The sequence below is a fragment of the Erwinia piriflorinigrans CFBP 5888 genome (assembly GCF_001050515.1).
Taxonomy (GTDB): Bacteria; Pseudomonadota; Gammaproteobacteria; order Enterobacterales; family Enterobacteriaceae; genus Erwinia; species Erwinia piriflorinigrans.
Map to the genome: position 1 here is coordinate 210,317 of NZ_CAHS01000006.1, position 21,961 is coordinate 232,277.

The window sequence follows — 21,961 nt, forward strand, 5'->3', positions numbered from 1 at the left end:
CGCATCAACAGATGCCGCTTCAGTCTTATCCCGTCAATGTACTAAGGAGTCATCATGCGTCTGTCCAGTAAATCCATCTATGACCGGACGATTACGTTTCGTAAGAGTTTTATATTCGCCGTTATCGCTGAGCTACTGAATTTCGCCTTCAGGGCAATCATCTTCCGGCCGCTGCTGATTATCTGCTGCATTTTGCTGGTATTACTGACGGCGATACCCGTCGCCGTCTTTATCAGCCCGTCATTTACGGAGCCTGCGGCGATGGCCGGAGTTGTCAGGCTGGCGCACCTGATACCGCATATGTGGCCCTGGCTGTTTATGACGGGATTGATGTTTGAACTGGTCTCCATACTGCGCCGACTGACCGGCTGGCCGTGGCAAGATGACGCCTGTGGCGTAAGCGGGAGCGGCAGATGAGCCATCGCTACGTTATGGAATCCTTGCTGCGCCCGGCCGTTGAGCTGTATTCCGCGACCGTGGCGGGCAGCGCCACCTGTATCTGCCTGACGGCTCCCTGGGCGGTTGCGCTGGCACCGTCGGTCAGCTGGGTGACCGCTGCCGGTTTTGGTGTGCTGGCGCTCAGACGCACCTCGCAGGGGCTGAAGATTATCCGCTATCGCCGTAATATTCGCCGACTGCCGCGTTATGTGCTGACCAGCGAACAGATACCGGTCAGCAGACGTCATCTTTTTATCGGTAAAGGATTCCAGTGGTCACCGCGCCACACTCAGCGCCTGCTGGAAGCCAGACGCCCCGAAAGTGAGATCTACGTGCAGCCTTCGGTGCTGTATCGCCTGGCGCGAGATATGGAAAAAAGAATGGAGTACAGCCTGCCCTGGCTGTGCCGGCTGACGCGCACCGATTCGCCGGTCAATCCGTTCCGCCCGCTGCCGCCGGTGGGAGGCAGTCCGGTTTATCATGGCGTAGAACCGGATGAAACCACCGTCAGCTACGATCTGGGTGAGCGAGTGGGGCATATGCTGGTGATCGGCACCACCCGAGTCGGTAAAACGCGCCTGGCCGAGCTGCTGATTACTCAGGATATCCGCAGGAAGAGTGCGGCCGGTGATCATGAGGTGGTGATTGTTTTCGACCCCAAAGGCGATGCGGATCTGCTGCGCCGGATGTATGCCGAGTCACATCGCGCCGGAAGGCAGGATAATTTCTGGGTATTTCACCTTGGCTGGCCGGACATCAGCGCCCGCTACAATGCCGTCGGGCGCTTCAGCCGTATCTCTGAGGTCGCCTCGCGCGTGGCCGGACAGCTCTCCGGTGAGGGGAACTCTGCCGCCTTCCGCGAGTTTGCCTGGCGCTTTGTCAATATCATTACCCGGGCGCTGGTCGCGCTGGGGCAGCGACCGGACTACGGCCTTATTCTGCGCTATGTGACCAATATCGGTGAGCTGTATGAAACCTACGTTGAGAACATGCTGAGTGAGAAAGCGCCGCAGCTGATGATGACGGTACAGGCACTGATGCAGAGCGGCATCAGTGAAAAAGACCTGCCGCGCCATATGCAGGGGCGTCCGAACGGCCTGAACATCTGGGCCATCGAGCAGGTGCTGGGCAGCCCGGAGGGCAAAAAACTGTGGGACCCGGTGCTGGACGGGCTGCGCAGCGCCGTGCAGTACGACCGTACCTACTTCGATAAAATCGTTGCCTCATTGCTGCCGCTGCTGGAAAAACTGACCACGGGCAAAACCGCAGCGCTGCTGGCACCCGATTATACCGATCTGAACGACCCGCGCCCGATACTGGACTGGCACAACATCATCAAGTCACGCGGCGTGGTATATGTCGGCCTGGATGCGCTGTCTGACCCGGTAGTGGCGGCGGCGGTCGGTAACAGCATGTTTGCCGATCTGGTCTCTGAAGGTGGTCATATCTATAAATTCGGCCTTGGCGATGAGGATGAAGGCAAATCTGGCAAGGTGGCCATCAACCTGCACTGCGACGAGTTTAACGAGCTGATGGGGGATGAGTTTATCCCGCTTATTAACAAAGGCGGCGGTGCCGGTTTTCAGGTCACGGCCTACACCCAGACGCTCTCCGACATCGAGGCGCGTATTGGCAGCACGGCCAAAGCAAATCAGGTGGTGGGTAACTTCAACACCCTGGTGATGCTGCGCGTGCGCGAGAAGAACACCGCGATGCTGCTGACCGACCAGCTGCCCGAGGTGGACGTGTATCAGAAAACCCTGACGTCCGGCGTCACCGACGTGTCGCGTCCCGGTGAGGGAACCGACTTTAACAGTAATGTGCAGGATCAGGTGAGCCTGGTGAAAGTGCCGATGATAAGTCCGGCCGACATTATTAATCTGCCGAAAGGGCAGGCGTTTGCGCTACTGGAGGGGGGCCGGCTGTGGAAAATTCGTATGCCGCTGCCGGCAGACAATAACGATCGGTATATGCCTGCCAGCCTGAAGCAGCTCGCGGATGATATGGAGCAGAACTACCGCACTGGCGAAACCTGGTGGAGCGGCGGCGAAGCGAGCTTAGCGGGAGGGCGGAATGTCACAGCATGAGGGGGATAACGATCGCCACAGTGCAGCTCCACGACAGCGCCAGTCCGGGCCGTTTGGCCTGCTGTTATGGGATCTGCCGTTAAGCCTGATGGGTATTTTGCTGGGTTCTCTGCTGGTCAGTTTACTGATCGAATACGCCTGTATTGCCCTGCTGTGGCCGGAAGAGGGCGCTGCACACAGCTACCGGGTGATGGTGGCGGAAAGTCACTGGCTGTCTGAGGGCTATACCCGCAGTCTGCTGATGGCCGCCCCGGTGGAGACGGTCAGTCGCTGGCTGCATGTTGCCTGGCAGTGGTTGTTTATCGATAGCGGGTTCAGCCACTGGCTGCGGTCGTTCAGGCAGCTAAGTGAGAAAGGCAGCGGCGCTATTCCGGCGCTGAACGGGTTAGGTGCCTCCCTGGTGAGCTGGCTGGGTGAATATCTGCAGGCAACCGTGTGGGTTATGCTGATTTTCTTTATCCGGGTGATGATCCTGTTTCTGAGCCTACCGCTTTTCCTGCTGGTTGTGATAACCGGTGTAGTGGAGGGGCTGGTGCGGCGCGATCTGCGCCGTTACGGGGCAGGGTATGAGTCGAGTTTTGTTTACCATCATGCCAAACGCTTTATCAAACCGGCGCTGTACGGTCCCTGCATGTTCTATCTGGCGTGGCCAACTGCGGTGTGGCCAAACCTGCTGCTGCTGCCTTCGGCGCTGTTGGTTGGCGGGGTATTGGCGGTGGTGACGGCATCGTTTAAGAAATATCTTTAGCAATTCGTACTAGTGGTGCGGTACAGCGGATGGTTTTTTTCCATTTATTTTATTCCCCACTGTTATAGGGGCATTATATGATATCAACGGCGCATACATACCCCATTACTCCGCATGAACAGTAAAATTTTGTTTCGAATGATCCTTCGCTCATATTCATGACGATTGGCAGCTTAGCTGCAGATCTATGGTTACAAAGGATAATATCTGCGATATTTTAAATAAATTAAAATTGTAGAGAATAATTATGGGACTTCCGAAAGTTGGTGCAACTTATGCTCAGGAACGTCTGGGAATTGCATATGTGCAGAATTATGCCGCTCAACGACAACAAATTTGGCGCGAGACGGCTACTGGAGATGTGGGAATAGACGGGACCCTTGAATTTGTCAACCCAGAAGGGGGTGCCACGGGAAGGATGATGGCTGTTCAGGTCAAATCTGGTCTTTCATATTTTACTAGGCCGTCAGAGCATGGTTGGAAGTTCTATCCTGAAGCTAAGCATCGTAGTTACTGGGAATCATTTCCCCTTCCTGTTCTCCTTGTTTTGCACCATCCGTGTTCTAATGTTTCGTATTGGGCCGATATTCGACAAGCATTGCGTTCGCCAAGTAGAACAGAAGAAGCCTTTGTCGAAGTCTCTGCGCAAAACATGCTAGGCAACACCGATGCAGCCGAATTATTCACTACCGCAGGCGTACAGAGTCAGCCTTTTATAGAAAATATCGACAACGTACTTGAAAAGCTTTTGGTTACACGTTCAAAAGAGAAAACTTTTCCACTCAGCCATTTTGATCTGTTCACGCACGGTCTTACGAACATTTGCCGAAGCATTTATTATGGAATGGATTTGGTTTGCGATGCTGTTGAATATAACCTCCATGCTGCTGATGTTTCCTTCGGCATGGGCATGGGGGACACTGAGCACCATTTTGTTTTCGATTTCGTAAAATTCTTGTTGGCACAGGATTTAGCTCAAATTGATTATTCTGACTGTCTCATCGACTGGGTGGATCGACAGATGCAACCGCATTTCGTCGCACCTCTTACGGCTCGCGGCAGGAAGCTAGTGTCACTGATTCACAAGAGAGAAACTGAACTGGTTGCTGCTGGAACATTGCCTGACGGATTTGGTCTTCGTGTAGCTCAGGAAGGTTTCTTCGGAATGATTCCGGAGTCTTATACACGGCGTTTTTCCCGAATAAGAGACTTTCAGAATTTGAGCGCCAACTGAAAATTCTTGATTATCTGCTCAGACGATTACCCTATTTTGTCCAATGTCATATCTCAGGAAAGGCCGTCAGAACAAAGTAAGGCTTACCACTCCAAGGCTGGAACTGTAGCCCCCCTGATGCCATGGCATCAGGGGGGCTCAGTGATCTTCATCCTGCAACGCCTTACTCACTTTTTCTCTGACCAGCGATAAAAAGGCACCGGCGGTCGTTCCCCATAGTTCAGGCCCAAAGTCATACTCATAACGTGCGTCAAAGTCTTTTTCGAGGTCGTCACATTCTTCCAGGAAAAGTTCAATATCGGCTATCAGGGCATGTTTCTGACCTTTATGCGAGGCTGCTATATAGGCCTCGATTTTTGGCTCAATTTCAATGCCATTTACGATGAGATCATGATCCTGCCCAAAATAAATTTTGACGAGATCATCCAGTTCACTGATGTTAATCTTTTCCATATTCAGATATCCGGAAATGCGGTGAGGATAAAGTAGGGTTTACCATTCCACTGTTTGAAGTCGAGAATAACCCGAACGCCGTAGCAGGTTTTCACTTCCTGCGAACCCCTCTTAATTATAATGCCGGTCTGGTGTGCAAAAGCACGATTCAGGCGCATTCTGGCTGGCACTCCCGGATGGGCGTGCTTCACCCACATCTCAATCTGGTTCTTGTTATCACGGAGAACCTTAGAGATTAATTGTTCAGCTTCACGGGTTGTTCTGAAGCTACTCGCTGCTCTCATGTTAGAGTTACTTGCCAGTCTCGCTTTGAGGTCATCCGGGGTTTTGCCAATATGTCTCTCCAGCGTGTGCCCCCCCGGCGTTCGTCCTGAAAGGGATTCATGCTTCGCCAGGCTAATTCGTCCACTGCGAATCGCTGCAACGCGTACCGCGCCCACCGCAGAAGCAAAACCCATCGGGATAGCCAAATCCACGGTCATGCCGACATTCATCGCGGTGCTTTTATCGGCACCCAACGATTCTGCCAGGGCGACGGCAGAGTTATAGGTATCGGTATTAGTCTGACGTCCGCTCCAAATTTGCCGGACGGAGGCCTGAATGGTATCAAGACCGTGGGTACCGACAAACACACAACCTACTTTTGTCAGCATGGTCGGTTCAGGGACGACACACATTACCCCGGCACCGAACATTTCCGTTACTCCGCCCGCCAGCCCCAGCCCGCCGAACAGCCGGTTACTCAGCGTTTCGCCCTCACTGATGCTCTTGTCTGACAGTACCGCCGCCATTTGCACCGGGGATAAGGCGAGTTTTATTCCATATTCATTATCCATTTAAGTGAACTCCCTTGTTGTTGCATTTATCCGCATAGTAACAGCAATGACGTAACCTGACGCAATACCGCATCCTTGTCGTTGATCGGAAAACCGCCCTGACTCAGCAACTATCCGCTTTTATTTTTGCAGACCCATAAACAATTTACAGCTGTAAGCCCTGCGGCTTTGCGTCACTCTCCCGACCATCAGTTACCCGGGAGAGCCGCCTGTGCGATACACCAAACCCCTTCTTTTGCTGCTGATGATATCAGCAATGTCTGCGATGCCGTGTCAGGCCTCTGAGAAAGACGAGCTGGCGCTGGTGATGCGTCAGCTCGACCAGGTGCAGGCCAGCCTTGACCGCGCCCGCGTGGTGGCCAACCAGAATCAGGATGCCCGCTTTTATTTCGACTATCAGCAGGCGACACGCGATATCACCACCATCAGGCAGGGCATTTCCACTTACCTCGAACCGTCACGCGCCCAGCCCTCATCCCACTCTGCTGCGGTGAGCGGCCAGTACCGTGGCGAGGAGCCGTCATGGCGATGAACGCAGCCCAGCTCTCCGGCTGGAGTGCCGGCACCGGCAGCAGCCTGACGCCCGCACAGCTCAATACGCTGATTCTGGGCTCTCTGGCCATTGTCCTGTTGCTGTTTGCCGCCTGGGCGATGGTGCAGGCCTATCGCGGGCTGGCCAGCAAAGCCGTGACGTTCCGCCAGTTCAACGAGCTGCTGATACGTCTGGTGGTGCTTATCCTCCTGACCCTGTTTCTCTTCTTCCACTGAAAGGACACCGTTATGAAATTCGTTACGCTATACCGTGCGGCGCTGTTGCGCGCCAGGCTTCTACTGCTGCCGGGGCTGCTCTGGGGCGGGCAGGTCATGGCAGATCTGCCCTCTGTTGAACAGCCGACCACCGGCGGCGGTGGCGGCACCTATAACACCGTGATGGGCTACATCAAAATGGGCGGTCTGGCGCTCGGCCTGCTGGTCTGCGTGGCCGCTTTTCTCGCCGTGGCTCACGCGGTGATCACCTCCTTCCATGATATCCGTCGCGGCAAGGGCTCCTGGACCGAGTTTCTGCTCTATCTGGTGGTCGGTATCGGCCTCATCCTGCTGGTTATCTATCTGGCCACCAAGGCTGCCGACATCATTTAAGGAGTTTTCATGGCCGTCATCGACTTTCTTCCTGACAGACTGAACAACCCCCCTGTGGTGTGGAAAGGGTTCACCTCCGGTGAGTTTTTGCTGGCGGCCGTTACCGGCATTCTGGCCGGCATTCCGCTGGCCGTGCCGCTGTCGCTGGTGCCGTTTATCGGCTGGCTGGCATTCCCCACCTGCATGCTGCTGACGCCGCTGGTTGTGGTGTTTCTCGGCGGCGGCTGGATTGCCGGCTATAAGCGCGGTAAGCCGGAGAACTATATCTGGCAGCGCATGGAGGAGCTGCGCTGCCGCGCCCGGCTGTCGCGCTCGATGATCCTCGACAGCCGCGTGTGGGAGATGAAACGCGCCGCGCCGGTGAAGCGTGGAGGTCAGGTATGAGTCGTTTTCGCAACGGGATGACCGCGCGCGACAACCATATTTTCTCGCTGCGCATCGCCTGCGTGCTGCTGTTTAGCGGCCTGTTATTCACCACTCTTGGCTGGATGCGCGCGCCGTCTGAGCTGACCATCCATAACCCGCCCGATCTGCGATCCGGCAGTATCCGTAAGTGGTGGGAGGTGCCGCCGTCAACGGTGTACAGCTTCGCCTTTTATATCTTCCAGCAGCTCAACGCGTGGCCGAAAAATGGCGAGATGGACTACCCGGCGAAGATTGCGCAGATGAGCGCCTACCTGACGCCGTCCTGCCAGGACTTTCTCAACAAAGACGCGGAGATGCGTAAGAACAGCGACGAGCTGCGCGACCGCGTGCGCGTGGTGTATGAAATCCCACGGCGCGGCTACAGCAGCCGCAGCGTCACCATTATCGGCCAGGATAACTGGATCGTCCGGCTGGATCTGGCGGCCGACGAGTATTACCACACCGAACCGGTTAAGCGGGCGCTGGTGCGCTATCCGCTGAAGGTGGTGCGCTGGGAGGGCGATCCGGAGCGTAATCCTTTCGGCCTGGCGCTGGACTGCTATGCTGCCACGCCGCAACGGCTGGAGGCGATGCCGCTGCCGGAAGCGGAGAAAAAGTCGGGAGCATTCAATTGAACAAAATCACACTGATACTGCTGGCCCTGCTGCTGACGTCAGGTGCAGCACGGGCGGTAGAGCTGATGAAGTGGGAACGTATCCCACTACAGATCCCGTTAACGGTCGGTCAGGAGCGCATCGTCTTTGTGAACAAAAATGTGCGCGTGGGCTTCCCGTCCGTCCTGAATAATAAGCTGCGTATTCAAAGCAGCGGTGGCGTGGTCTATCTCGCCGCCAGCGAGGCGTTCGCGGTGACGCGCCTTGAGCTACAGAACAAGGAAAACGGTGAAATCATTCTGCTCGACGTCAGCGCCGAACCCGGCAAGGCCACGCGCGAGCCGGTAAAGATCGTCTATGACGGTGAGGTGGCCAACGCTAGCGCCAGTGATAAACAGACGGTCAGCGGCGACGGCAGCACACGCCAGCTACCTTCGGATGATGCGCAGGCCAGCCGTAAGCCGGCAAAGCTTAACGCCCCGCTCCCCGTGGTGCTGACCCGTTATGCGGCGCAGAACATGTACGGCCCGCTGCGCACGGTGGAGGCGGTGCCGGGTATCAGCCCCGTCTCCCTGAAGCTGCCGCCTGCCATCACCACGCTGATGCCGTCCGAAGCGGTGAGCGTGACGCCGATGGCGGCCTGGAGCCTGCAGGGCAGCAGCGTTATCGCGCTACAGGTGCGTAACCGCTCCGCTGACAAGGTTATTCTCGACCCGCGCGTGCTGGAAGGGCAGTTTGTCACCGCCACCTTTCAGCACCGCTGGCTGGGCAGCTCTGGCACGCCGGAGGACACCACGGTGCTGTATCTGGTGACGGCGGGCCGTGCGGAAAGCGCGTTTATTGCCGAACCGGCGGTTAAAAGCAGCAGGAGAGCGAAATAATGAAAGCGCCATCTTCGAATCTGTTGGTGAAAGTAGCCGTTCCGCTGGTGCTGACCGGCGCTATCGTGCTCGGCGTCAAATCCTGTGCCGAAAGCAGCAGCCAAACAGCCGGCGGGCAGAAAACCAGCAACGTGGCGCTAAAGGATCTGACGCCGGAAGACCTGAAAGCGCTGGGCATTGAGGGAGATACGCCTCAGGACACGCTGCGCACCATCGTGGGCAATTTTCGCAAGGTACAGGAGCGTCTCGACGGGATTGCGGATGACAATAAAAAGCTCAGCGATGAGAACAAGGCGCTGAAAAAAACCAACGGCAACGTGGATCGGCAGATAAGCCAGGTGGTGGACAATGCCCGTGCCGAAGAGGCGCTAAAGCGCTCACAGCTCGGTGCCCAGGTTACCGATCTGAGCACCCAGGTCGACAGGCTGATGGAACAGCTTCGAAACGGCGCTTCCGGCGCAGCAATGGTCGGTAAAAACAGCATTTCCGGCAGTGATATCCCGGTCGGTATGGGTTATGACAACGGCTCTGGCGTGAACGCCAGTACGCCACCGGCAGACGGCATGCAGTGGGTCGAGCCGAAAGACGGTATCCCGACCGACGCCAGCGGCCGTCCGGTGTCGGGCAGCAACGGCAATAACGCCACCGGCTTTGCTTTTGCCAGCACCTTTGACGATGTCAGTGATGCCGACAAGACGGTTAATGCGGCGACCTCGGCCGTGCAGAAAACGCTGTCTGAAGCCGAAAAGGCGACTGACCCCGTCTATACCCTGCCGGAGAACGCCACGCTGGTTGGCAGTCAGGCCATGACGGCGCTGCTGGGGCGCGTGCCGGTTGACGGTAAGGTGACCGACCCTTACCCCTTCAAGGTGATGGTCGGCAAAGACAACCTGACGGCTAACGGTATCGAGCTGCCCGACGTGCAGGGGGCCATCGTATCGGGGACGGCGACCGGCGACTGGACGCTGTCCTGCGTACGCGGTGCGATTACCAGTATCACCTTTGTCTTTACTGACGGCACCGTGCGCACCGTGCCGTCACCGAACGGGCAGAACGGCAGCGGCGCTAACCAGAACGGCCAGGGTGGCGACGGTAATAACAGCAGCATCGGCTGGCTGTCGGACGACAACGGTATCCCCTGCATTTCCGGCACGCGTAAAAGCAACGCCTCCACCTATCTGCCGACCATCGCGGCGCTTGCCGCCGCCGGCGCGGCCGGTGACGCGCTGGCACAGAACCAGAATACCACCCAGACCAACGGCTACGGCGGCGTCACCTCCAGCCTGACCGGCGATGCAGGCCAGGCCGTATTGGGTAAGGCGTTTTCCGGCGGCATGCATGAAACCGTTGACTGGGTTAAGGCGCGCTACGGCCAGACTTTCGACGCCATCTACGTGCCACCCGGCCAGAAGGTGGCGCTGCATATCACGCGCCAGCTGGCGATCGATTATGAAGAGAAGGGCCGCAAGGTGAAATATGACTTCAGCCTGGCCGGCAGCGGCACGGGCATGGACTGATGGGGATAATGATGCACGATAACGACAAACTCGAATACCGCGTGGGGTACAGCCCACTCAGCGGCGGTCTGTATGCCGGATTTGTCAGACGCGACAGCGGCAAATGGGAAGGTCAGCCGCAGGAGGTCACCAACTGGGCGATGTTTGCCGTTGGCCAGAAGCTCTGCCGTGAGGGTAACGATATGCTGTTTCCGCTGCCTGATGGCCGTGTGATGCAGCTGTCAGCCACCATCGGTGATGCGGATGATAAGGAGGTGACGGATGCGCAGGCATAACCTTCTGGCCGTTATGGTGCTGTTGCTGGCGGGTTGCAGTACCTCTAAAGATGAGATGCTGCCCCCCGGCGACAGCTCGATGCTGGAGCTGTGGAATAACGGCGCATCGTCCACCCACGCCACGGCGGAAAGCCGCACCACGCTGCGCAGGCCGGTTGCGGACAGCGAGCGCACGCTGGCACAGCAGACGCGTGACAGCTACAGCCGCAGCCAGCAAAACGAAATCCAGCAGACGTTTCCGCGCCTGCCTAACCCTGACATGGTGATGTACGTATTCCCGCACCTGGCGGGCGGCAACATGCCGGTGCCGGGCTACAGCACCGTGTTTCCCTTCTACGGGCAGGTGCAATATGCGCTGCCCGGCGAGCGCACCGAGGATCTCTGATGACATTCCCTCTTTTCCGCCGCAGGCCGAAGCAGCAGGACGCACACCAGTACGGTGACGGGCCGTTTGCCGTAAACGGTCATCAACCCCTGACCCGCGACGGACGCCTGACGCGCACCGACGAAGCGCGTCTGTACGCTACCGCACCGTCGGTTATCGATCATGTGCCGTGGGGCGAGTACCTCCCGGAACACCAGTGCCTGCTGCTCGATGACGGCGTGTCGGTTGGCGCGGTGTATGAAATTATCCCGACGGGCACCGAGGGGCGTCCGGCATCGCGACTGGACGAGATCCGCGACGTGGTGGAAAACGCGTTGCAGGACAGCCTGCCGGAGCTCGACTCCCATCAGTGGGTGGTGCAGTTTTACTGTCAGGACGAATCCGATCTCTCCTCTTATATGGATAAGGTCAGGGGCTACGTCAGGCCGTGGGCGCAGGGAACCGCTTTTACCGAAGCCTGGCTCAGCGAACAGGCGCGTCACCTGCAAAACGTTGCCGTTGAACAGGGGCTGTTTATGGATGACGCGGTGACCGGAGCCCCCTGGCGCGGGCAGATGCGCCGCACCCGCATGGTGGTCTATCGCTGGGTGGAGACGCCTTACCGGGACCCGATGGCTGCGGAAGTGCTGTTGAATCAGGTATGCGACCGGCTGACCGCCGCCATAAGCGGTGCCGGCATCCAGAGCCAGCGCCAGAACGGCGAGCAGATCCACAGCTGGCTGCTACGCTGGTTCAATCCCGAACCGCAGTGGGTGGACAAGGCGACGCTGTATCGCTGCGCCCGCTACCGCGATGATGCGCCGGGCGACCTGCCGCTGCTCAATGATTTCAGCGAAAGCCTGTGGTTCACCCGTCCGCGCAGCGATGCGGAGAAGGGCGTCTGGTGGTTTGATAACGTGGCGCATAAGGCGGTGCCGGTTGCCCGCCTGCGTAATGCGCCTTCGACCGGGCATTTAACCGGCGAGGTAAAACGTGGCGACAACATCAACGCCATCATGGATCTGCTGCCGCAGGGCACCGTTCTGACGCTGACGCTGGTTATCCAGCCGCAGGACAAACTGGAGGAGAATTTTGCCCGTCTGAGCCGCGACTCGATGGGGGAGAACGTCGACTCGCTGCGCGCCCGCGAGGATGCCGCCCGCGCACGAACCTTCCTCGGGAACAAGCACAAGCTCTATCGTGCGGCCATTACGCTGCTCATCAAGGCGCGGGATCTGGAAACCCTCGACAAACGCTATCTCGACCTGAGCAGCAAGCTGCTGAACTGCGGCCTGGAGCCGGTCAATCCGGAGCATGATATCGGCCCGCTCAGCGGCTACCTGCGCGCGCTGCCGATGTGCTTTAACCCACAGCAGGATCGCCATCACTGGTATACGCGCCTGATGTTCGTTCAGCACTTTGCCTGCCTGGCACCGGTGTATGGCCGTGATACCGGCACCGGCAACCCGGGCTTTACCTTTTTCAACCGTGGCGGCGGTCCGCTTTCCGTCGACCCGCTGAATAAAAATGACCGTACCCAGAATGCACATAAGCTGCTGTTCGGCCCGACCGGTGCCGGCAAGTCGGCTACCGCACTCTGCGAACTGGCGCAGATGATGGCCATCTACCGGCCGCGTATCTTTCTGCTGGAGGCGGGCAACAGCTTCGGCCTGTTCGGGGATTACTGCGCCTCGCTGGGGCTGACGGTACACCGCGTCAGCATCAAGCCCGGCAAGGTGATCTCTCTGGCTCCGTTCGGTGATTCGCACCTGCTGATGCAGGCCAGGCCGGATGCCCTGCTGGTCAGCGAGGAGGCGTTGCCGGATATCGATGAAGACGATGAGGACAAGGATGAAGAGCGTGACGTGCTGGGTGAGATGGAGATTGCGGCGCGCCTGATGATCACCGGCGGTGAGGCGGCGGAGGAAGCGCGGATGACGCGCGCCGATCGCGGCATGATCCGCGAGGCGATACTGATTGCGGCGAGAACCGCGTTTGACGCAGACCGCCAGATGCTGCCGGAAGACCTGATGTATGCGCTACAGAATATCGCGCGTGATGTCAGTACCGGCGACGACGGCCGCGAGAAGCGCACGCCCGCACGCCGCGCCCGTGCCGAAGAGATGTCGGAAGCGCTGCGCATGTTTACCGAAGGCTTTGAAGGTGAGCTGTTTAACCGGCCAGGCACGCCGTGGCCGGAGGCCGACGTCACCATCGTCGACCTGGGGACGCTGGCGCGTGAAGGGTACGAGGCCCAGATGGCGGTGGCCGTCATCTCTCTGCTCAACACCATTAACAATATCGCCGAGCGCGAGCAGTACAGCGACAGAGAAACCATTGTCCCGATCGATGAAGCGCATATCGTCACCGCCAACCCGCTGCTGGGGCCTTACGCCACCAAGATCGTCAAGATGTGGCGTAAGCTCGGTGCCTGGCTGTGGCTGTTTACCCAGAACCTGGCGGACTTTCCCGATACGGCCAAAAAGATGCTCAATATGGCGGAGTGGTGGATTTGTCTCGTTATGCCGCCTGATGAGGTGGAGCAGATAGCGCGCTTTAAGACGCTGACGGACGAACAAAAGACCATGCTGCTGTCTGCCACCAAACTGCCGAGAAAATACACCGAGGGCGTGATCCTGTCGCGCAAGGTGCAGGCGCTGTTTCGTGCCGTACCGCCGAGTCTCTATCTGGCGCTGGGGATGACGGAGAAAGAGGAGAAAGCCGAAAGGCGGTCGATTATGAATGAACACCATTGCTCCGAGCTGGAGGCCGCTTTTCACGTTGCGCGGCGTCTTGATGAGAGTCGCGGTATGGTTATCTGACTGGGGACACTATGAAAAAGCTGACCATGACACCGCCGATGGTCGTGCCTGACAAGGCGCTGATCGCTTCCGTTATTTTTACCGTGCCGCCGCAGGGTACGGCATCCATTGGCCAGTCTGACCGCCGGTCGCTTGACCAGCTACAGAGTGAAATCCTCAACCGGCTGGAGAAACCGGTGCTGCTGTCGGTCTATCCACACCGCGTTGGCCGGCGCAGCTGCGTGGCGGTGCATCTCTCTGACGTGCAGGATAAGACGCTGGATATTCTGGTCACCGTCACCGGCAATACGCTGTGGCCGGGTGAATCCGAATACAGAACGGGTATCCGCTGGAATATCTGTGTGCCCGACGCAACGGATATGCTCTGGGTGCTGAAGGAGATTGACAGGGTAACCGGCGAGCGGGGGGGTAAGTAGAAGAACCCCGGCATTTGTCAGGCAGCGGGGTGTGGCTGCCTGGCAAATACCGGGGCTGCGGGTGCGGGCGGCATAGAGCCCGTGGTGGTTGTTAGTTCACATGTTACTTAGCTAGTTTTTGATACTGTAACGTTGATCTCTCATACCATATCTTCAGGCTGGATAGCTGCCGTTCATGGTTAGGAAATTGAATCATCTCTTTTGAGAAGGATGGATCACATGCGGTATCACGATCTATTCCTGTGAGCGCACGGTTGTGCATGAGTTTTGAGTAAAATATCTGCCATGGCTAATTAGTCGTTTGCCTAGTCGTCACTAAAATCAAACTCATCCATCAGCATTCAGTCTTTGGGGAAGAACAGCCGGAATGCCGGGGCCGGTGAGAACCCCAGCAGACCCAGCTCGTCTCGTATCGCCTCCCGACAATCCTACGCATACCGGTCAGAACGCAGCAGGTCACGAGTGCTCTTCATCGACAGCAACTTCCCCTGAATTGACTGCCCGGTTTCGTGCGTGAGTGAAGCAGAGCGGCATGTTGTGCATTGTGGTGCCGTAAGTACCGTTCTGGGTCAGCACGTCGAGCAGCTCCACGGCCAGCCGGATGTTGCCCGTGCGTAGCAGGCCCGCATCCGCCATGAGGCGGCACGGGACCCGCAGGTGGGGTTGTACATCGGTACATCTTCACACTGCGCCGCTACAATGCCGAAATTCTCGTTCCCATATCAGCAAGTGTCCCAGCCCGTGTGCACTCAAACTCATCACGCAGCCGTACAGCCAGCATTATCACGTCGCCCGTCTGACGGTGTTGAGCGGCATCGTCACCCAAACGGGCGACGTTGGGAATGATCGCTCTGGACTCTGACCTGGACAAAATGCCGGCCTTAGGCATGTTTACTACCTCGTTAACATGTTGAGTTGTAGTTTGATTGAGTGTGTATTATGTGCAGATCATATCATTCGAACTTGTTTCTTTACGTAGACTCATAAAAAGGGAAAGTAAGAAGGAGTGCAAATAGTCAAAGCGCCCATTATACAGGGCGTACTAAGGAGGATTTACTTGCTTAAGTAGTTTAATGCAGTATGAATCGCCACTGGTAGGCATGGAATGGCGCCAGCAATGGTTACAAGATTGGCAATGTCGCCGAGCAAATCAGAGATTCTCTCCCCGAATTTAGTGCCCGTTCCCTTACTAATTTCGTCCCGGTAATTAGCATCAACTACAGCCAAGCCGATAGTAGACTGCACTGCATCCATAATGGGTTCAACCCCGGAAATACTGTAAGACTCAAGAGCTTCCTGAAGCTTGAAAAGCTGTCGGAGAAGCATTGTTTTCATAGGCGCGGAAAGTTCGGAACCTCGGATTTCATTACGTAATTCTGCAATTTTTTCCAACAGAGTTTCAATCTGCTCATCATCGAAATCGCTGTGTGACCCGCGGGTCTCAAAAGTCATTGACAGTAGACCAAGCTCTGATAAAGTCTGGGAATCAATATGCTTTTTGAATTCTTTCCACACCCCCCTTAATTCTTGGGAAAGGAATGCGCTCTCAACGGAGTCCTTCCAGTGCGTAGACTTCCAGCGAGAATCAGAGAAGTGATCATCCATCACTTGCGAAATGCGCGCAGGTAGCTCCATAACCTTTGCCAGTCGGGTGATTAAAACCTGCTCATTACAGCTCTCAACATTCAGTATTTTTTTCCACACTTCACGGCAGTTCTGATGCTCGGCATAAAGTCTCCCTTTCTCTAGAAGATCCAGTAACCGTTGCGCTGGGTTGTCAATTTTTAAATCCGTCATTTTTCCTTATTCTCCAGTTATTATTCCGTCCAGTTTTCCATTGTCAGTCCCGGCACTCATCCGAACTTCTTTCGAAGGCACTATAAAATGAGTTACATTGGCACATCAGCCGAGCTGTATCGTCCTTCATTCAATACTACTTGAATACCTTACTTAGCCATGTTGTTGAAAAGTTTGTGAGCGAGGTTTTTACTCCTCTCAACAACAAGTTCTTTATCCCAGCGGTTGTATGAGCGATAGTAACTGATGAAGTCGGCTACGCTGTTCAAATCAGACTCACCATACAGATTGATTTTCTTTTCAACGGACAGGTTTCCACACTTGTCATTGATGGAAACGCTAAGCGGAATAAGGTTTCCAATCATGCCAACATACTCAGGATCGAACATGCTCTGCGGGCCAATGTGTTCCAGGTTAGTGTTATTTAAGGATATTTCATCTGACCCCCTGTTGACAGACTCTAGCCTGTGGTACACATAATTTATTAGTTCAGTGTTGTTTCTTTTCTTTTTCGCGGAGGCTGTTCGCGAGTACCAAAGGTGATTAATCATCCTTTCAATGAATACTGATTCTGTAGGCATTTTGTCCGTAAAAGCTTTGACCATTCTTACCAGAATTTCATTCATGGCTGTCTTCGTTTGTGCCTGAGCTATTTCAGAAGCATATTTTGCAAACATGGCATCGACACCAGATGGTTTCATTTTACATATTGTCGTGAATTTAAACTGAAAGTCCTCGATAAACTGAAGCGTGCTTATCATTACAGACTCTTGCAATAATCTTGCTGTCTTTTTATTTTCCCTTACCCTTAATAAAGCCAGTATCAATGGTCTTTGTATCGAGACGTTGAATGTTTCCAGATTCTTCAGGACTCGATATATTTTTTTTTGATTAAGACCTTTCCAATCCATCTCCTGAGGATCGCAAATTTTAAAGAATAATACCGAGTCCCTCTCCATACCAAACAAAAATGACTCAGGTGTTAAGTTTGTATCTTTTTCTGAAGTTTTCTTTTTGAACGATCTGTAAAGCTGGTCAGTTCCGATATATCCGAAATTTGACATCCACCATACGCGGACATAATCTGACATTGACATTTTGCTGTTAAGTGCTATCACGCCATCTTCAATTGAGGACCATAATTTTTTTGCCGTATCTTCGGGATACGTATCTTTAGAGCAATACTGTAGGATTTTATTTTTTATCAGATCAATTGAGCTGAGGCTTATCCCCCTTGCATTCAGAACCTCAAAAACATCATACGCATCATCTGTTGATGGAACGAGTATTCTTACCACTTTAAGATAAGATGTTATCATTTTCATAATAGCATCCAGGCACTGAATATATTCATCTTCTGAATACCTGACACCTAATTTACTTTTATTTAGGAGCTTACAGGCTTCCTGTTTTCCGAGTCTTTTTTCGAAGTATGCATAGGCATCATTAATTTTTTCATCTTCATCAGATTTCACCAGAGGATTCATATCTTTTTTGGACTGACATTTCAGTTTGAAAAAATCTCGCCCATTACTTTTTTTAATCTTCTCTATCAAATGTGTTTTGGCAGAAATGATCGCAGCCTTGGATACCAGGTATGTATTTACAATGTCATCCGCACTTTCTGTGTATTTAAGATCTCGAAGGTTTCTTGATATTATTGAAAGTATTATTGTTATAACGGATAGTCGCTGTTGACCATCTATTATTTCAAGCATGGAGCTGTCAGTTGAGCCTGATAGTACTACGGTTCCTAGAAAGTATTCAGAGTGGTTGAAGCTTCCATTTTCGAAGCGGATATTTCTTTTTATATCGTCCCAGAACTCATCCAACTGTAACCTCTCCCAGCTGAAGTCTCTCTGATTTCTCGGGATGAGATATCTCCTGTTTACTGACAGTATGTCATTCAGGTCAACCTGAACTGCATCAAAATTCATTTGTTCCTCTCTTATCCATATGATGTTGCTCAGTCAAGTGAAAAAACCATATGTCATGGCTGCCTTAAAGAGTCATGATTGACGGATTCTTGCTGTATCAGTATTTCCAAAAAAAAGAAATTTTCAATTTTTTTATTGCTTTTGAGCCAATAATTTTTGCATGAAGATAAAATTATTGAAAGTTTTGATGAAAATCTGAAACATTCCACTTTTCGTAAGAGCTCCGAAAAAGGAAAGTGGAATGCTGCGGGCTATGTGGTCTAGGGTGTGTCCCGTAACTGATTTTTGTACAATATGACGTATGATTTGGCCACAAGAAGTCCTTTAATTTGGCTCGTTACGATTTCCCTGATGATGCATGGTCTCTGATTTCTCCCATGTTGCCCCCCCTAAAAAAGTTCTCCCAGGGGAGGACGTCCTTACTTTGCGTGAAGACACATTATGAATGGTATATTCTTGGTACTTTGTTCAAGCGCACTCTGGAAAGATTTATCTGAACGTTATGGTCACTGGAAAACGATTCACAACCGCTTTAACCAGTAGGCAAAACGGGAGTCATGAACAGCATTTTCAATGAATTATCCCAGATACTAGATGAAAAGGAGTTAATTGACTGGGATGTCATTGTGCTTAATGGCAGCAATTTTCGTGCTCTGAAAGCGGCTGCAAGAGCGAAAAAATACATCAGGATGAACTCAACGATCATGGGTTGCTCTCGCGGCGGCTTTGGCACCAAAATCCCTCTGGCGGCAGATGGTACAGAATTACCATTAAGTTTCTGCCAGAGCGTTGGGTAGGCTCACGAAAGCCAGTATGCACAGGCTTTGCTCAACTAGGTCGGCGTTATACGTAAAAGTGGATATCTGAAGTTCCGGCCCAAAGCGGTGCTGGCAGATAAGGGATATTCAGGAAAAAAACTGCGTACTCATTTGAAAATAAAAGGGATAAAAGCAGTTATTCCCTTTAAGTCGAATGAAAAAGCCAGCAAAGACGGGCGCAGAAAGCTCAATATACGGCTATATAAAAAACGTAATGTTGTGGAACGTTGCTTTGCGATACTGAAAGAAAACCGCCGCATTGCTACACGTTCAGAAAAAACAGCGAGAAACTACCTGAGCATGCTAAAGCTGGGGGGCGTTCAGGTTGTTTTTGAAGCGATTGTTAGGTTAAGGGACACAGCCTAACATCGGGAAGCAGGTCACCCCTTTGACAGGGTATTTCCAATATTATAATTGATTAAAAATTCTTTTTTAATTATGGCGTCATATGAATCCAAAGCGATTTGATAATTAGCAAACATCTGATTGGCTGCCCAGTTGAGTGAAGAGAATTCGACCAGTGCTTTTGTGAAAGTGTGAGAGTAAATTAATGGGCCATCTTTACTTCTCATTTCAACTAAGTATTTTTCAGTAATGAAGCTAAATTCTAGTTTGTAATTACCGGCAGTCTCATTCAAGATTTCACAATCGAAAAATAAATATATGGAATAAAAATCCAACATAAATGCAGTGTAAATTTCAGGGTCATCAATGAGTAAGGGGTAAGGATAAAATAAAGAATTATCCTCTTCATTTTTGAATTGATTAAGTGAAAAGAATGCAGGTTTTTTCAATTCCCTTATAACTAAAAGATCTACATTATCTTGATATTTAGAGCCATTATAAAAGCTTAAACAGTATAATCCATTTTCTATTTTTGAAAAGTTGTACCCGGTATCCTTTGAATCTGTGAAGTGTTTATTAAAAAGTTCTTTATTACTTTTTTCATCTTCACTCATCGTAACTCTTTGGCTAATAATGCCTCCCCCTCTGAGAGTCGTGCTGACATCTTTCTCTAAGTAACTATGAATTTCTTGCATGCTTTTCAGTTGTTTATTAGCCTTGACTCTGCATGCCGCGCTTTTTTTTATTTCCATAATAAAAGGAATTTCCTTATCCATCAGGGTAAGATCTCCATAACGCATAATACTTGTCAAATCATTTAAAAGTGCTTTGGAACCGTTATCAATAGCGTAGCGGAAGCTTTTAAGTTCGAGATTAAGGCCATCTTTACCATGAATATCTCCCGATAGTTCTTTAAGGTTATCTGAATTTACAGAGTATGAATATGCTCTTAGGCTCCCTTTATCATAATAAAGATGAGGGAGGGAATTTCCAATATTCCTCAACCATAACTTTAACTCCTTTAACTCATCTAACTGCACCATGTTTTTATCGATTGAAGATTTTATCTGTAAGGATATTCCTTTCGTGTTGGCAGGGTTTTTCTTAATTCGTTTAAGAGTGTTTAACCTAATTTTCCTTGTGTTACATTTGCACTCTACCCAGTGATGATATTCAAGTAGTTTTTCTTGAATGTTGCCAAGGATTTTTAAATTATTTTTATCTTGTTGAAGTTTGTTGATTTCAGTTTTTATACTCAGTAGTTCATTATAAAATAATTGTTTCATTTCCCAACCAAATTGCAAGCAATAATTATCAAAATGATACCATCAAAAAAATAGTCAACCAATATACAACATTAGATAAAATTATGGTAGGAATTGTTATCGTCTATTTTTTATCAAAAAAATTTGTGCACTGTCCACTTTTGGCTGTGAGTTCAACTGGTCGATGCAACGCTATCCTTAAACGAGGAGGATATTGCCATGAAACGAAGAACGTGCATTAACTACACGCCGGAACAGAAAGCGATTATTTGGGACAGATATAAGCAAGGTGATCCCCTGCATTACATCGCCAGAATGTTTGACAGATATCACTCTTCTGTTATGCCCACCATCCACCAGACTGGTGGATATCGTCCTCCCATCCGAAAACGGCACCGGCTGTTTCTTTCGCCTGACGAAAGGGAAGATATATCCAGAGGGCTGGTAGCAAAAATCAGCGTCAGGGACATCGCCAGAAAATTATCAAGAGCGCCATCAACTATCAGCCGCGAGATCCACAGACACGGAGGTTTAAAACAATATCGTGCAGCACATGCTGACAAAACAGCATGGGATAATGCCCTGCGGCCTAAACCCTGTAAGTTAATTGAATGCCCCGAATTATGTATAGTCATTGCAGAGAAAATGCATAAGGGCTGGTCGCCAGAACAAATCGCCGGTTGGTTAAAACGCTGTTATCCCGATAACCAGGAAATGCATGTGTCACACGAAACGATTTATAAAACGCTTTTTATACAAACCCGGAGGGCTTTAAAAAAAGAGCTGCGGCAGTGCCTCAGAAGCGGAAGAGCATTATGTAAATCCAGAACGACATCGCTTAAAGGGAAGGGATTAGGCTCAATCCCGGATGCGATACCCATCAGCGAAAGGCCATCTGAAGTTGCAGACAGAGCCATACCAGATCACTGGGAGGGAGACCTGATACAGAGTTCTAAAAACTTATATATTGTCACGATGGTAGAACGCCATTTCCGCTTTGTTAAGCTTGCCAAAATCAGTGACAACAAGACAGCCACACTCATATCCGCACTCATCAAACAAGCCCAACAGTTACCTGTTGAACTGTATAAAACATTAACCTGGGATAGAGGGTCTGAAATGACTAATCACACCCTTTTTACTATAGCGACAGACATTCAGGTCTATTTTTGTGATCCTCAATCTCCCTGGCAACGTGGATCGAATGAAAATACAAACAGGTTACTCAGACAGTATTTCACAAAAGGAACTGACTTATCAGTTCACAGCCAGCAACGATTAAATAGCGTTGCCAGACAACTTAATGAGAGACCGAGAAAAACGCTAAGCTGAGTCACCCGCAGAACGTTTTAACAAGTGTGTTGCATCCATCGGTTGAACTCACAGCTCAAAGCAGCCTGCTATGAAAACTTAACGTAAGATGTTTTTCAGGCGGGGTTCTAATAGTACGGTAGCCAACTCTAAGCATGGGTCAAGACTGATGCTTTTCACGAGCCACCAATTTAATTGGTTGGCTCGCGAGATTTGACTTCAGGTTAACCCATGAACATGTGGTGCAGAAGATTTACT

At 52.1% G+C, this 21,961-nt stretch carries 21 protein-coding genes and 2 pseudogenes; 17 read left to right on the forward strand and 6 right to left on the reverse strand.

The window, feature by feature from the left end; genetic code table 11:
* The first annotated feature begins 54 nt into the window (after window positions 1-54).
* From EPIR_RS02895 to EPIR_RS02910, 4 genes are all read left to right on the forward strand, one after another.
* Window positions 55-417: a hypothetical protein gene (locus EPIR_RS02895; protein ID WP_023653806.1), complete on the forward strand. Its 363-nt coding sequence runs from the start codon at window positions 55-57 to the stop codon at window positions 415-417.
* Window positions 414-2,525, forward strand: coding sequence for a type IV conjugative transfer system coupling protein TraD (gene traD, locus EPIR_RS02900; RefSeq protein ID WP_023653807.1), 2,112 nt, complete (start codon window positions 414-416; stop codon window positions 2,523-2,525). Before EPIR_RS02895 ends, traD begins: the two co-directional genes overlap by 4 nt.
* A complete protein-coding gene (locus tag EPIR_RS02905) occupies window positions 2,512-3,273 on the forward strand; it encodes a TIGR03747 family integrating conjugative element membrane protein (protein ID WP_023653808.1) in 762 nt (253 codons plus the stop codon). Before traD ends, EPIR_RS02905 begins: the two co-directional genes overlap by 14 nt.
* Window positions 3,274-3,520: 247 nt before the next feature.
* Complete coding sequence (locus EPIR_RS02910; protein ID WP_048696754.1) at window positions 3,521-4,507, forward strand: DUF4365 domain-containing protein; 987 nt, start codon at window positions 3,521-3,523, stop codon at window positions 4,505-4,507.
* Window positions 4,508-4,645: 138 nt separating this feature from the next.
* On the opposite strand, the gene EPIR_RS02915 is transcribed toward EPIR_RS02910, so the two are convergent.
* Together EPIR_RS02915 and EPIR_RS02920 are read right to left on the reverse strand one after the other, a co-directional pair.
* Window positions 4,646-4,960: a contact-dependent growth inhibition system immunity protein gene (locus tag EPIR_RS02915; RefSeq protein ID WP_023653810.1), complete on the reverse strand. Its 315-nt coding sequence runs from the start codon at window positions 4,958-4,960 to the stop codon at window positions 4,646-4,648.
* Window positions 4,961-4,962: 2 nt separating this feature from the next.
* Window positions 4,963-5,796 carry an RNase A-like domain-containing protein gene (locus tag EPIR_RS02920; protein ID WP_023653811.1) on the reverse strand — a complete coding sequence of 278 codons (834 nt, stop codon included), beginning with the start codon at window positions 5,794-5,796 and terminating at the stop codon, window positions 4,963-4,965.
* Window positions 5,797-6,052: 256 nt separating this feature from the next.
* Here EPIR_RS02920 and EPIR_RS02925 point away from each other — a divergent pair, with 256 nt between their 5' ends.
* Genes EPIR_RS02925 through EPIR_RS02975 form a run of 11 tightly spaced genes read left to right on the forward strand, consistent with a single transcriptional unit; the run spans window position 6,053 to window position 14,230 of the window.
* On the forward strand, window positions 6,053-6,328 hold the full coding sequence (locus tag EPIR_RS02925) for an integrative conjugative element protein, RAQPRD family (protein WP_476729620.1): 276 nt from the start codon (window positions 6,053-6,055) through the stop codon (window positions 6,326-6,328).
* Window positions 6,319-6,564, forward strand: coding sequence for a TIGR03758 family integrating conjugative element protein (locus tag EPIR_RS02930; RefSeq protein WP_004168502.1), 246 nt, complete (start codon window positions 6,319-6,321; stop codon window positions 6,562-6,564). Before EPIR_RS02925 ends, EPIR_RS02930 begins: the two co-directional genes overlap by 10 nt.
* Before the next feature lie 12 nt (window positions 6,565-6,576).
* The gene (locus tag EPIR_RS02935) at window positions 6,577-6,936 is read left to right on the forward strand and encodes a TIGR03745 family integrating conjugative element membrane protein (RefSeq protein WP_012669266.1); all 360 of its coding nucleotides are present in this window, start codon (window positions 6,577-6,579) and stop codon (window positions 6,934-6,936) included.
* Window positions 6,937-6,945: 9 nt separating this feature from the next.
* Entirely contained in the window at window positions 6,946-7,320 is a 375-nt protein-coding gene (locus tag EPIR_RS02940) for a TIGR03750 family conjugal transfer protein (RefSeq protein WP_014542425.1), read from the forward strand.
* A complete protein-coding gene (locus tag EPIR_RS02945; protein ID WP_023653813.1) occupies window positions 7,317-7,976 on the forward strand; it encodes a PFL_4703 family integrating conjugative element protein in 660 nt (219 codons plus the stop codon). The genes EPIR_RS02940 and EPIR_RS02945 overlap by 4 nt, the downstream gene beginning before the upstream one ends.
* Window positions 7,973-8,836 (forward strand): TIGR03749 family integrating conjugative element protein, encoded by an 864-nt coding sequence (locus tag EPIR_RS02950; protein ID WP_023653814.1) that lies wholly within the window; start codon window positions 7,973-7,975, stop codon window positions 8,834-8,836. Before EPIR_RS02945 ends, EPIR_RS02950 begins: the two co-directional genes overlap by 4 nt.
* Entirely contained in the window at window positions 8,836-10,353 is a 1,518-nt protein-coding gene (locus tag EPIR_RS02955) for a TIGR03752 family integrating conjugative element protein (RefSeq protein ID WP_023653815.1), read from the forward strand. The genes EPIR_RS02950 and EPIR_RS02955 overlap by 1 nt, the downstream gene beginning before the upstream one ends.
* An 8-nt stretch (window positions 10,354-10,361) precedes the next feature.
* Entirely contained in the window at window positions 10,362-10,628 is a 267-nt protein-coding gene (locus EPIR_RS02960; RefSeq protein WP_338043462.1) for a DUF7446 family protein, read from the forward strand.
* Window positions 10,615-11,013: a TIGR03751 family conjugal transfer lipoprotein gene (locus EPIR_RS02965; protein ID WP_023653817.1), complete on the forward strand. Its 399-nt coding sequence runs from the start codon at window positions 10,615-10,617 to the stop codon at window positions 11,011-11,013. The genes EPIR_RS02960 and EPIR_RS02965 overlap by 14 nt, the downstream gene beginning before the upstream one ends.
* Window positions 11,013-13,814, forward strand: a complete 2,802-nt coding sequence (locus tag EPIR_RS02970; protein WP_023653818.1) for a conjugative transfer ATPase — start codon at window positions 11,013-11,015, stop codon at window positions 13,812-13,814. Before EPIR_RS02965 ends, EPIR_RS02970 begins: the two co-directional genes overlap by 1 nt.
* Before the next feature lie 11 nt (window positions 13,815-13,825).
* Complete coding sequence (locus tag EPIR_RS02975) at window positions 13,826-14,230, forward strand: hypothetical protein (protein ID WP_023653819.1); 405 nt, start codon at window positions 13,826-13,828, stop codon at window positions 14,228-14,230.
* A gap of 456 nt (window positions 14,231-14,686) precedes the next feature.
* Here the strand turns inward: EPIR_RS02975 and EPIR_RS02980 are convergent, their stop codons facing one another.
* The 3 genes from EPIR_RS02980 to EPIR_RS02995 form a co-directional block, all read right to left on the reverse strand.
* A complete protein-coding gene (locus tag EPIR_RS02980; RefSeq protein ID WP_023653820.1) occupies window positions 14,687-14,866 on the reverse strand; it encodes a hypothetical protein in 180 nt (59 codons plus the stop codon).
* Window positions 14,867-15,283: 417 nt separating this feature from the next.
* On the reverse strand, window positions 15,284-16,027 hold the full coding sequence (locus EPIR_RS02990; RefSeq protein ID WP_023653821.1) for a hypothetical protein: 744 nt from the start codon (window positions 16,025-16,027) through the stop codon (window positions 15,284-15,286).
* 149 nt (window positions 16,028-16,176) lie between these two features.
* Window positions 16,177-17,964: a DUF262 domain-containing protein gene (locus EPIR_RS02995; RefSeq protein WP_023653822.1), complete on the reverse strand. Its 1,788-nt coding sequence runs from the start codon at window positions 17,962-17,964 to the stop codon at window positions 16,177-16,179.
* Between the two features lie 329 nt (window positions 17,965-18,293).
* Here EPIR_RS02995 and EPIR_RS18520 point away from each other — a divergent pair.
* Window positions 18,294-19,148, forward strand: a pseudogene (locus EPIR_RS18520) (IS5 family transposase).
* A 14-nt stretch (window positions 19,149-19,162) separates the two neighbouring features.
* Here EPIR_RS18520 and EPIR_RS03010 read toward each other — a convergent pair.
* Window positions 19,163-20,413: a hypothetical protein gene (locus tag EPIR_RS03010; protein ID WP_048696765.1), complete on the reverse strand. Its 1,251-nt coding sequence runs from the start codon at window positions 20,411-20,413 to the stop codon at window positions 19,163-19,165.
* A gap of 198 nt (window positions 20,414-20,611) precedes the next feature.
* Between EPIR_RS03010 and EPIR_RS03015 the strand changes: the two are divergent.
* Window positions 20,612-21,770, forward strand: a pseudogene (locus EPIR_RS03015) (IS30 family transposase).
* Window positions 21,771-21,961: the final 191 nt, after the last annotated feature.